This is a genomic window from Syntrophomonas sp. (assembly GCF_028707975.1).
GTDB lineage: Bacteria > Bacillota > Syntrophomonadia > Syntrophomonadales > Syntrophomonadaceae > Syntrophomonas.
The window spans coordinates 6,243-19,345 of the sequence record NZ_JAQVZX010000036.1; the positions used below are offsets into that span (position 1 = coordinate 6,243).

Here is a 13,103-nt window from a genome sequence, read left to right on the forward strand (position 1 = left end):
GGACCGGGCAGTGGCGGAAGCAGCCCGAGCGGGCAAAAGGTGGTTTGATGCCGTAAGACCGGGAACGGGTGGAGCGATAGCGAACCGGTCCAGCCACCTTCGGGTAATACGAGATTATGTAGGCGAAGCGAACCCGGAGGGCTACATAATCCTCTATTACCGGATGGTGGCGGTGGGGTCGGTAATAATAGATAAAATCAAAGAGAGGTTTGGTTAAGCATGAGTGATATAAATACATTTTTGCAGCAACTTCAGCCAAACGTGGTAATACGGGGTTCTATATTTCCTGAAGCAATTCAAATCATAATGGCTATACCTGTTGCTGATTCAGTCAAAATATTTGGCAAGGGGCTAAATACAAACCAGGCTTATGATAATATTTTATCCTTGGCGCAATTAAACGAATTAGATATAACACCAGATAAAGAACCTTTCGATGGTGATGCAAAGAGATTTCGTCTCGGGATTGAGGCTATGCGTTTGGGACTAGCCTATGAATATGATCCATACTTTTCGCTTTCGATTGCTCGTGTTGATCCGCTGCCACACCAATTGGAAGCGGTTTACGATTATTTCCTGAGACTGCCTCGCATACGGTTCCTGCTGGCTGATGACCCGGGAGCCGGTAAAACTATTATGGCAGGCTTGTTAATTAAGGAACTGAAGATTCGCGGTATCATTAAACGGGTTCTGATTGTAACTCCAGCCAACCTGTCTTTTCAATGGCAACGTGAAATGAAAGATCGTTTTCGGGAAAACTTTGAAGTAATCCGGGGAGATGTCTTGCGGGCCAATTATGGCGCCAACCCCTGGCAGGACAAGAACCAGGTGATAACCTCGATATCCTGGGTATCCCGTATTGAAGATGCAAATGAAAGCTTATTGCGAAGTCACTGGGATCTAATCATAGTTGATGAAGCTCATAAAATGAGTGCCTATAGTGCTGACAAAAAGACCCTGGCTTACAAACTAGGGGAAGCTTTATCAGCAATGACCGACCATTATCTGCTTATGACCGCAACTCCGCATAAAGGCGACCCAACTAATTTTTGTCTCTTTCTAGAACTCCTGGACAAGGATGTATATGGGGATGTAAAAAGCCTGGAAGAAGCCATGGGCAAGCAGAATGCGCCGTTTTATCTGCGCCGGGTGAAAGAAGCTCTGGTTACTTTTCCTAATCCAGATACCGGAGAGATCATGACGCTTTTTACCAAACGCAACGTGCAGACTGCGGAGTTTCAAATCGATCTTGATGAGATGGATTTTTATGAAGCTTTAACCCGTTATGTGGAAGATCAATCTATCAAAGCAGCCCAGGATGATTCAGCCCGAGGCAGAGCTTTGGGGTTTACCATGGCTATGCTGCAGCGAAGATTTGCTTCCAGTATTTATGCGGTACGCAGAACCTTGGAAAGAATGCGGTTAAAGCGTGAACAGATCCTGGCTGATCCCGAAGGATATCGCCAACAACAATTAAATAAAAAACTCCCTGAGGATTTTGATGACCTGCCCGAAGACGAACAAGCGGATATCATTGAGAAACTGGAAGAGATAGTGGCCTCGGTTGACCCAGCCGCATTGCAAGAGGAGATAATACAGTTGGGCCGCTTAATAGATAAGGCCTGTGACTTGGAGAGAAGAGAGACCGAAAGCAAACTTATTATGTTAAAAAACACCCTTATTAAGCATGGCTTCTTTGATGACCCAAAGATGAAACTCCTTATTTTTACCGAGCATAAAGATACCCTAACTTATCTGGTAGGGAAACTACAAGATTGGGGTTTAACTGTGACTCAGATTCATGGCGGCATGAAGATTGGTGATCGCGATACTCCCGGTACCAGGATTTTTGCAGAACGGGAATTCAAAGAGGACTGTCAGATAATGGTAGCTACCGAAGCCGCTGGTGAAGGTATAAACCTGCAGTTTTGCTGGTTTATGATTAATTATGATATCCCTTGGAATCCGGTGCGGCTGGAACAGCGGATGGGCCGCATCCATCGCTACGGACAGGAAAAAGATTGTTTGATTCTCAATTTTGTATCTACCAATACCCGTGAAGGCAGGGTTTTAAACAAGCTTTTTGAACGCATCCGCAAAATCGAGGATGATCTTGATCCCAAACGCACCGGAAAAGTTTTCAATGTTCTGGGTGACATTTTCCCGGCCAACGAATTAGAGAAAATGGTTCGCAATATGTACACGCGCAATACTACCGAGGATGTTATTAAGGATCGGATAATAAAAGAGGTTGATACAGAACGATTTAAGAATATTACTCATTCAGCTCTGGAAGGATTGGCCAAAAAGGAACTCAATTTATTAGCTATCATCGGCAAGTCGGCAGAAGCCCGGGAGCGTCGTCTGGTCCCTGAAGTAATTGAGGATTTCTTTTTAGGTGCCAGTAAAATCAGTGGTGTTCCCGCTAAAGCAATTCGCAAGGGCGAGCATATCTATCGTTCGGGTAGGGTGCCCCGCAATCTATGGCAGATTGGCGAATTGCTTGAACCACGTTTTGGCAAGTTGGGACATGAGTATAAGCAAATATGTTTTAATAAAGACCTATTAAAAAAGGATCCTACCCTGGAATGGGTTACACCAGGCCATCCCTTATTCGAAACCGTAAGGGAATATGTTTTGCAGCAGGTTCAGGAAGACCTGAAGCATGGATCTGTTTTTTATGATCTGCACCGCGAAGCCCCGGCTTGTCTGGATGTATATTCAGCTTCAATCAAAGATGGATTGGGCAATGTGGTTCACAGGCGACTATTTGTGGTTGAAACCATGATGGATTGTCAAATGGCAGTGCGGCAGCCTACCATATTTTTGGACTTGATCGCTGATATAGGAAAAGATGATACGGCAAAATTAGAACTTCCCCAATATGATAATTTGCCAGGGCGGGATAGCATAGAACAACATTTGCTGGTTGAAGCCTTACAACCATTATTGGAGGAGGTTAGCCGGCAACGTGAAAAAGAAACCCAGATCATTAGCGAACACCTGCAGATAAGCCTTAATGAACTGATTAACCGGCAGCAGCTTCGCATGATCGAACTTTATCAACTACAGGATGATGATGATCCCAATCCATTGCTGGCTGCCAATATTAAAACAACTGAAGATAGATTGGATGAATTAAACGAACGTTTGGAAAGGCGTTTGCAGGAATTAGCCAGAGAAAAATCCTGCACTATAGGGGACATTATTCATTATGGCAGAGCCTGGGTTTTACCTCATCCCGAACGCAAAACACCCCAGATGGCCCCTATGGTAAGGGACGATGAAATTGAAGCTATAGCCATTAAGAAAGCCATGGAGTACGAGCAGGCCCGGGGGTGGAATCCGGTTTCGGTTGAGAAGGAAAACCGGGGCTTTGATTTAATTTCTCGCAAACCCCACGCTGAAGATCCGGAAACCGCCGTGGATGTGCGATTTATCGAGGTCAAAGGCCGGGCCGGAGTAGGTGAGATTGCCTTGACCAGCAATGAATATAAAACAGCCGAGAGACTAAGAGATGATTACTGGCTTTATGTGGTATTCAATTGTGCCACTGAACCCCAGGTCTATCCTATACAAAACCCGGCCCGTTTAGGATGGCAGCCTATAGTAAAGATCGAACACTATCACGTAGGAGCAAAGGAAATATTGGAGGCTAAATAAGTGAGTGAGGAAATGCAGTATTGTAAAAGACTAATCGAAGTAGACTTGACAATCAAAAGAATTTCAGCTCACGCGCGAAGGGAAAAGAGTATTCGCCACGGACATATTTCGACATTACATATATGGTGGGCAAGGCGGCCTCTGGCTGCCTGCCGGGCGGTGCTCTGCGCCTCCTTGTGGCCTGATCCTGTTGACCCGCTGTGTCCTGATGAGTTCAGAGAAGTTGCCCGAGAAGAAATGGTAACATGGGCCAAAAAGCATATTACACTTTTGAGTACGGAGAGCTTTAATCGCTTTGTGAAAATACAGAAAGATCAGAGATTGCTTGCGGATGACCTGGAATTGCGAAAAGCCTTGTTGGACTTTATAGCTGACTTTTCTAACTGGGATAACTCAACTGATGCTCAATTTTTAGAAACCAGCCGCCACTTAACTCAGGTAGCTCATGAGAGCCTGGGTGGTATAGCTGGAACCCGTCCGATGGTAGTAGATTCTTTTGCAGGTGGCGGTTCTATTCCCCTGGAGGCTCTTCGGGTAGGGGCGGATGCGTTTGCTTCTGACCTTAACCCGGTGGCAGTTTTACTTAATAAGGTAGTGCTCAAATATATTCCCCGTTACGGTGAAGAACTGGCTGAGGAAGTGCGGAAATGGGGAGAATGGATTAAGAAAGAAGCGGAGAAACAACTTGCTGAATTTTATCCTAAGGACTCTTGCGGAGCTACCCCTATTGCTTATCTGTGGGTACGCACGATATGCTGTGAAGGTCCTGGATGCGGAACTGAAGTTCCATTAATGAGCTCTCCCTGGCTTGCTAAAAAGAAAAATCGTTCAATTGCTGTAAAAATGATTCCCAATCACAGAGAGAAAAAGGTTGATTTTGAAATAGTAGAGAATATCAAAGCCCGAGAGGTTGGCGAAGGGACTGTAAAACGTGGTTCTGCTACCTGCCCTGTTTGTGGATATACCACACCAGCAGCTTCCATACGGAGGCAACTTAAAGAACGGCATGGAGGAGCTAATGACGCCAGACTATTTTGTGTGGTTACCGCTCATCCAGGACAACAGGGCAGATTTTATCGCTTACCTAATACTCATGACATGGATGCGGTGAAAAAAGCTCATCAAGAACTAGAGCGGCAAAGTGCAGAATATAAGGGGGAACTCAGTTTGGTTCCCAATGAACCGTATCCAGATGAAACAGCTTCAGGAGCACTGAGTTCTTCCGTTTTGTACGGTCACACTACTTGGGGAGATATTTTTACACAGAGGCAGCTTCTTACTCTGACAACTTTAGTAAAATTAATAAAGTTGTTAGAAGAGAAGGTTGAAGATAACAACACTGATTATGTTTTGGCATGTCAAACATGCCTTGCCTTTGCAGTAGATAGACACGCAAATACAGAAACTTCGTTGTCACGTTGGAATAAAGTAGGCGAAAAAATTGAAGGGGTATTTTCTCGACAAGCTTTACCTATGGTATGGGATTTTTGTGAGGCTAATCCGTTTTCCACAGCAACAGGGTCTCTTAAGGGTGCTATCGATTGGGTGTATCAAGTATGTCATACCGAATCAGTTTTAAAAATCTTAGAATGTAATGGTGATGCAATTATGTCATTGTCGCAAAATCATCCTTTGCCTAATGATTTTGCTCAATGTTTCTTTACTGATCCACCATATTACGATGCTATAGCATACGGAGATTTATCGGATTTTTTTTATGTATGGTTGAAACGTAGCATAGGTAACAAATACCCGAGCCTATTTTCTACCCAGCTAGTCAATACTGAAGATGAAATTGTTCAGTTGTCTAAAAGATTCCGTGGTCCGTATGCACATAAAACAAAAGAATATTTTGAATCGGGTATGGCGTGTTCGCTTGCTGAAGGAAGACGAATTGTAATGCCTGATGGAATTGGTGTGGTTGTCTTTGCGCATAAATCAACTGAAGGTTGGGAAGCCCAACTCCAGGCAATGGTTGATGCGGGCTGGATTGTTACCGCCAGTTGGCCTATTGATACCGAAATGGGTACTAGAATGAATGCGCAGGGCACTGCTTCCTTGGCTTCTTCAATCCATTTAGTCTGTCGTCCTCGTGAGAATCCTGATGGTTCCTTGCGTACAGATTTAATCGGTGACTGGCGAGATGTTTTACAAGAGTTACCCAAAAGAATTCACGAATGGATGCCGCGTTTGGCAGAAAACGGGGTAGTAGGGGCCGATGCTATATTTGCATGCCTGGGACCTGCGTTAGAGGTTTTTTCCCGTTATTCCGTTGTGGAAAAGCCCAATGGAGATCTGGTTTCATTACGGGAATATATGGAACATGTCTGGGCTGCCATATCCCGCGAAGCTTTGAGCGTGGTTTTTAGCGAAGCCGACGCCTCCGGTTTTGAAGAGGATAGCCGCCTGACAGCGATATGGCTATGGACATTATCAACTGCGCAAGGCAAGGATGATCTGGATTCAAAAGTAACGGTTGCGCTTAATCGTGATGATCCAAGTGAAGATGAGTCGTCAAATGATGAAAAACCAGCCAGTAAAACAAAATCGAGTGGGTACCTGCTGGAGTATGATACCGCCCGCAAAATTGCCCAGGGCCTGGGTGCTCACCTGGATAAACTGAATTCTATTGTGGAAATCAAGGGCGATACTGCACGATTATTGCCGGTGGAGGATCGAGCCCGGTATCTTTTTGGAAAGACAGAAGAACCAGTGGCAGTAAAGAAAAAAGCCAAAGCTAAACAAGCCCAACCCAGTCTGTTTGATCTAACCGAGGATTTTGAAAAGGGAGATTCCCCCGTTGAACCGGGTATGCGTCAGGTCGGAACTCCTCTGGCGGGAACAACGGTACTGGACCGGGTCCACCAGAGTATGTTGCTTTTTGCTACCGGTCGCGCTGAAGCCTTGAAGCGTTTCCTGGTGGAAGACGGCATCGGTCATGACCAGCGTTTCTGGAAACTGGCCCAGGCTTTATCGGCACTTTATCCTCCAGCTAGTGATGAAAAACGTTGGGTGGATGGAGTCCTGGCGCGCAAGAAAGGATTGGGGTTATAAACATCTAGGGGCGATGATGAGTTGGGTGACGGCAAGGAAATTTTTAATGTGTATATTGACGAATCCGGTGATGAAGGCTTTAGGATTAAGCAAGGCCAATGGGTAAGCTCCAAATGGTTTGTGCTGGGAGCACTTGTTGTCAGAGCCAGTAATGACTTGATCGTTAGTCGAAATATCAATTCCATTAAGGCCGACTTGTTGTCGGTACCTGCTGATAAGATGTTGAGACCGCTGCATTTTCAGAATCTCAGCCATAAAAAACGTAAGGCAGTTATTAATGAAATAACTAAAACTGGTTTATTCCGTTTCATTGCTGTAGGAATTGACAAGCAAGAGATTTACGATAATGTGGTTAAGGCACAGAAGGCAGAGAAGCAACTGCTGTATAATTTCGCGACCCGCTTATTGTTGGAAAGAGTTTCGTGGCTGGTCAATGATTATAATGGTATCTGCAATCTTATATTCGAACACCGAAGCAATACTTCCTATGAGGAATTAAATGATTATATTAAGAAAACAATGGCGTATCCCGGTTGTAAAATAAAAAGTGGAGTTTTACAAAAATGGGAGGCATTGAACAAGAGTCAATCCAAAAATCTACAAGTAGCTGATATCCTGGTAAGCTCGGTTTTTGCTGCGTTGGAAGAAGACGAGTACGGCAATGTTGAAGAGTCATATCTCCTCAGGTTCTTACCCTTCTTGTATCGGCGTAACCAGAATTTGTTCAGCTATGGGTTAAAATTATTTCCCCACAGTGGTGAATTGGAGCGGATGCGCGAAAGATATAATTGGTTAAGGACCATAAACTGAAAGGTGTTTACATTATGTTATTCGGTGGTATAATAATATTACAGACTAGCGTGAGGTTAATGGAAGGTCACTGTATAGTGGCAGCGTCAGATTCGCTTGCGAATGATGGCGTGGGATCCTTCTTCTCAGGGTCTGTATTTTTTTGCAGCGAAATAGATAAAGGCTCTAAAGGAGTTTAGTCGTCCATCAGCGGGCGGCTTTTTTATTACAATTATAGCAATATTATTGAGCAAATCATCAGAACAAATATATGGCAGGGGGTAGAGAGATGGCCTTAAAACCATGGTACAAAGTCGTAACACCGCGGGAAGACCTACGTGAAGGCAGGCCTCTGGATGCATCGGAGTTTGCGGTTCACTTGGACCAGATTCGGGATGGACGGGCACCGGTTGATTACCAGGATCCGCGACGTTTTTTTGAACGCACTTACTTAACACAGAATTTAATAGTGCTGGCAGCTGAGACGGTGCGACGGCTATCGGGTATAACAACCGAGACCTCAGCGGTTTTCAATATGGCAACCCAGTTCGGCGGTGGGAAAACCCATGCTTTGAGCGTCCTTTATCACCTGGCCCATAGCGGACCGGAGGCCGATAATCTAATCGGTGTGCGCCGCATATTGGAGAAAGCCGGCATTAATACGGTGCCCCGGGCTGCAGTAGCGGTCTTTGTAGGGACCGAGTTTGATTCTATCAGCGGGCGCGGGGGCGATGACGGTACACCCAACCGCAAGACGCCCTGGGGTGAGATTGCTTTCCAACTGGGTGGGGAAGAGGCCTTTGCGGCAGTGGCTGAACATGACCGTAGGGAGATTGCCCCGGCCGGCGATGTTATTCGTAAGATACTTCCTGAAACTCCCTGTCTTATTCTTATGGACGAGTTGATGAATCATGTAAGCCGCAACCGAAAGAGTGGCCTGGCTAGTCAATTCTATGATTTTTTGCAAAACCTTTCGGAAACCGTGCGCGGGATGAAAAACGTGGTGTTGGCAGTATCCATCCCGGCTTCAGAGCTGGAGATGACAGCCGAGGACCAGTCTGATTATGACCGCTTTAAAAAACTGCTGGATCGCATAGGCAAAGCCATATTTATGTCGGCGGAATCAGAAACGGCTGAGATCATTAGGCGCCGTTTGTTTGAATGGGGTGGGCTCCCGGATGAGGGCCGGAAGGTGTGTGCGGAATACGCGGATTGGATTTTAGATAATCGCAAACAATTGCCGGATTGGTTTGCAACTGATCCGCGCGAGGCTTTTTTGGCAAGTTACCCTTTTCACCCTTCGGTCTTATCCGTTTTTGAACGCAAATGGCAAGTGTTGCCGCGCTTCCAACAAACCAGAGGAATACTTAGGCTTTTGGCTTTGTGGGTATCAAAGACTTATCAGGAAGGTTTCAAGGGTGCGCATAGAGATCACTTGGTCGGCTTGGGAACCGCTCCCTTGGATGATCCGCTTTTTCAGGCGGCAGTATTCGAGCAATTGGGGGAGAGTAAATTAATCGGTGCGGTTACAACCGATATCTGTGGAAAAAAGGATGCACATGCTTTGCGTTTGGACAAGGAATCCGTGGAGGCTATCAAAAAGGCGCGTTTGCATCGCAAGGTAGCTACCAGTATTTTCTTCGAATCTAACGGGGGGATGGCCAATGCCCAGGCGACCATTCCAGAGATACGGCTGGCGGTAAGTGATCCGGAACAGGATATAGCCAATGTAGAAACTGTATTGGATAACCTGACCAGCAACTGTTATTACCTGTCAACCGAGCGTAATCGTTACCGCTTTGGGATAAAGCCCAATTTAATTAAACTTTTGGCGGACCGTAGGGCTAATATTAAGGACGAGCAGATCAAGGAAAAGGTTCGCGGCCAGGTGGAAAAGGTCTTTGCCGATGGGAACGGAATAGAAAGAGCATATTTTCCGGCTAAAAGCAGTGCGGTTGCGGACCGCGCCGCATTAACAATTGCGGTAGTGGACCCCGAAATATCATTACAGGACAAAAAGACAATTAATGTAATAGATGAAATGACGCGCTCCTACGGCAATTCAGCCAGAACATTTAAGAGCGCAATTATATGGGCGATAGCGGATTCCGATACAGCTATGAAAGAGGAAGCCCGCAAATTACTGGCTTGGGAGGACATAAAAAAAGAAAAGGAAAGCCTTAGATTGGATGAAAGCCAGGTTAAAGAATTGGAAACCAACCTGCAGCAAGCCCAGCGTGATCTTAAAGAGAGCGTATGGCGCAGCTATAAGAACCTGGCTTTACTGGGCAAGGACAATAAAATGAGGCTGGTGGATATGGGCTTAATTCATTCAAGTTCCGCTACCTCAATGCTGCAATTAATCCTAAATCGTCTTATGCAGGATGGCGATATTACCGATGGTATAAGTGCGGCATTCTTGGTGCGTAACTGGCCACCAGCATTTACCGAATGGAGTATAAAATCGGTGCGGGATATGTTTTTTGCATCTCCGCAATTTCCGCGTATCTTGAACCAAAATATAATTAAAGATGGTATCGCCAAAGGAGTGGCCAATAAGGTCATTGCCTATGTGGGTAAATCGGTTGATGGCCAGTATAAGCCTTTTTACTATGGTGAGGCATTGGCGGAAAGCGATATCGAAATATCTGAAGACATGTATATTATCAAGGCCGAGGAAGCCGAGAAACATAAAGAACCACCAGCATTGACTACGCTAAAAATTAATCCTGGTCAGGTGAGAATGAAACCTGGAGAAAAACAAACCTTTGTGGCTGAAGGCTATGATCAGCTGGGTCGTTCCTTTGAGGCTAAAGATCTGGGTTGGACTTCAACGGGTGGTACCATTGATGAGCAAGGGGTTTATACTGCTGGTGATGACCAGGGAGCGTTTGTAGTCAAGGTAAGTGCAAATAAAGTTCATACAAATGCTAATGTTTCTATTACTAAACCAAGTGGGCCGGAGCCGCCTAATCCACCACCAATCTATCCGCCGATAAAACCGGATAAAGTTTCTCGATTGCATTGGAGCGGGGATTTACCAGCTCAAAAATGGATGAATTTTTATAGTAAAGTGCTGGCCAGGTTTGCTGCCGGCCAAGGGTTAAAGATTAATGTGAGTATCCATGTAGAACCCAACGGTGGTTTGTCGGAACAGAAAATCGAAGAGACCAAAAGTGCCCTGCGGGAACTGGGATTGGGTGATGATATTAGTTTTGAATAAAATCTAGGTAACCGCGGAATGGATGGGGTGGGTAAATTGAACCTATTGGTTAGGTGGCAGAGATCACCTAATTATTGGCGATTACGTCAGTTGGCGAGCAAACTTAAATTTAAACTAATGAGAGTATCTTTTTCCTCAAAGCAAAGGCTTCAAGATATAAATGAACAAACATCTATCACGAAGGCATTAGCGCGCGGGATTGCATGGAAAGTCTGTAGTTCAATAGCCGTAGTAATAATATTAGAACTACTAGAACATTTATTAAAGAGCAGTTTCCAATCATTTGCAACTCTCACAAATATCCTCCAGTTTGCGCGGGTTGGTCAGTCTTTCCCGTACGATACTCTTTTTGGTGTAATTGCAGCTATAACTGGCTTATTCCTTGGCCTTTATTTTGCTGCAATTAGCAGTCTTGTCAGCGGTGTATATTCTACACATCCGGGAACTCTTCTAAAAGTTTTCTTAAGGGAGAAGGCAGGTAATCATTATATACAAATACTATCGTTTCTTACGGTTTATTCAATAATTTTACTTTGTTATATTTCATTAGGTGGAGTACCAGGGATAATAAACACTGTTTTTGTAACACTGTTATGTTGCTATTCTATATATTGCTTTACCCTGCTTGGAACCAGGGTTTTCTCTTTTTTTGACCCAGCTCAACTGGCTAATACAGTTTTTTATGATATTAATAAAGCCATAAAGTCAGCCACTATTAATGGATTTGCATGGAAGGACATGAGTTTTCAAGCTCATTATCATAATCAGGCAAAACAGGCAATTGATACGTTTGCGGTTTTGGTTAATTTCGGTGTTATATCTCAACAAGCCCAGGAAATATCGTTGTTAGATGCTTTAAAACGTAGTATTTATTTACTGATCAATTACCAAAATTACAAAGCACGAATACCTTCCGACAGCTATTGGTTTCACCAGCGCTATGAACACCCAGATTGGTTTTTAGCAAACTCAAGTGAATTAGGGATTGCATTACAGACATCCACAGCCTTGCAGCCCAAATTAAAATCGGACAATTATTGGTTAGAAAAACATGTTTTTGATGTAATTTTATTTGCTCTCAAAGAATATCTGAAACGAGATGATTTGGAAAATGCATATTTAGTCTTAGATACTATTAACCTCCTGCTAGAAGAGTTAGGTCATAAGCTTGAGATTAAGCTAGCAATAAAACTGTTAAAAGCAGTGGATGTCATTATTAATGAGTATATTGAACAAATAAGTTTTAACGGGAAAGATAATGTTATTTCTGATGTATTTTGGATGGCATTTATTGATTGTTATGGGCTTTTATATATTTCTCCTCTACTTGGCTTCGTAAATGAATTTGGTACAGATACAAAAAACGCATTTCATAAGCTGATGGCATCAGTCAATTGGAATTCCTCAAAGGGGGCTTACGAAACTAAATTCCCATACAGGATGATAGACCGATTAGAATATGTTTTTGACCACCTAAAATTCGAAAAATCTGTTGAGGGACAAATAATAAGCCCAAGTTGGTACCTGAATCAATTGATTGTTGGACGCTTTGCAGAACTCGTGGACGAGAATACTAGTGATTTAGTTGCCATGGCTGTAGAGTTTTATAAAAGAAAAACAGAATTATTATATCAAAGAAAACAATATGCAGCGTGTACCGTGCTCGGACATCGAGGGTTAGAATGGTGTAGGAAGTCATACCATCATGTTGGAATTTGGCCGATATTGAGCAATACGATTGACGAATACTATATTAGGAAAGAATTATCTTGGCCTAAATGGAATTGGGAAGAATTAAAAACTCAAATAAGTAATTTGGAAAAGGATATTTACATAATACTGGCGCGATGTCTTCCTGTGCTTGTTGAGTCAAGTCAGGAGGGGAAAATACCCGATCTTTTTGGGCAAACCTATCATATAATTTGCTTGGCAATATACCAGGCGCTTAAGGTTCCTGATACTGAAACAGTCAAAGCTCTAATACCAGCATTCTTCTTGTCTGCTCTCCAAGCCAATGAGGTTTTACGGAAAAAAACGGCTGAGTGGAAGGAGCCCACTTCTTCATTGATATTTGCCACAGAACCAATAGCTGATTTGATGGAACTGAGTGGATATGCACTTATTTATTCAGAATTGCATGAAATCCATGAGTTATGGCATCCATTTAAAACATGTTGGGATTCATATTTTCTTACTAGTTATTCAGATCCAACTCAAGCCGCAAGATATCTTAATGATCTTAATAGTATTAGACAATCCATTCCCGAATTATCACCACATAGCCTCATTTTTTCATCTTGGAAAAATGATCTTAATCGGTTATTTGAAAGTAAGAAACTTATAAGTGACTATCGGGCTTCAGGTCAGGGCAATA

General features: G+C 43.8%; 6 protein-coding genes. All 6 read left to right on the plus strand.

Translation table 11 applies throughout. The annotated features are described in order from the left end of the window. Window positions 1-217 (plus strand): hypothetical protein (locus PHP87_RS06495; RefSeq protein WP_299919782.1); only part of this gene is annotated, 217 nt, incomplete at its 5' end. A 2-nt stretch (window positions 218-219) separates the two neighbouring features. After that, window positions 220-3,663, plus strand: a complete 3,444-nt coding sequence (locus PHP87_RS06500) for a DUF3883 domain-containing protein (protein ID WP_299919783.1) — start codon at window positions 220-222, stop codon at window positions 3,661-3,663. 12 nt (window positions 3,664-3,675) lie between these two features. After that, a complete protein-coding gene (locus tag PHP87_RS06505) occupies window positions 3,676-6,717 on the plus strand; it encodes a DUF1156 domain-containing protein (protein ID WP_299919789.1) in 3,042 nt (1,013 codons plus the stop codon). A 48-nt stretch (window positions 6,718-6,765) separates the two neighbouring features. Then, complete coding sequence (locus PHP87_RS06510; protein ID WP_299919784.1) at window positions 6,766-7,527, plus strand: DUF3800 domain-containing protein; 762 nt, start codon at window positions 6,766-6,768, stop codon at window positions 7,525-7,527. A 268-nt stretch (window positions 7,528-7,795) separates the two neighbouring features. Then, window positions 7,796-10,729 carry a DUF499 domain-containing protein gene (locus tag PHP87_RS06515; protein ID WP_299919786.1) on the plus strand — a complete coding sequence of 978 codons (2,934 nt, stop codon included), beginning with the start codon at window positions 7,796-7,798 and terminating at the stop codon, window positions 10,727-10,729. An 18-nt stretch (window positions 10,730-10,747) separates the two neighbouring features. After that, window positions 10,748-13,103, plus strand: a 2,356-nt coding sequence (locus tag PHP87_RS06520) for a hypothetical protein (protein ID WP_299919787.1), incomplete at its 3' end; no start/stop codon positions are given.

Excerpts from the sequence above, each read along its gene's own strand:
- PHP87_RS06505 (WP_299919789.1), top strand. The coding sequence starts at position 3,676 with ATGCAGTATTGTAAAAGACTAATCGAAGTAGACTTGACAATCAAAAGA.
- PHP87_RS06500 (WP_299919783.1), top strand. The coding sequence starts at position 220 with ATGAGTGATATAAATACATTTTTGCAGCAACTTCAGCCAAACGTGGTA.
- PHP87_RS06515 (WP_299919786.1), top strand. The coding sequence starts at position 7,796 with ATGGCCTTAAAACCATGGTACAAAGTCGTAACACCGCGGGAAGACCTA.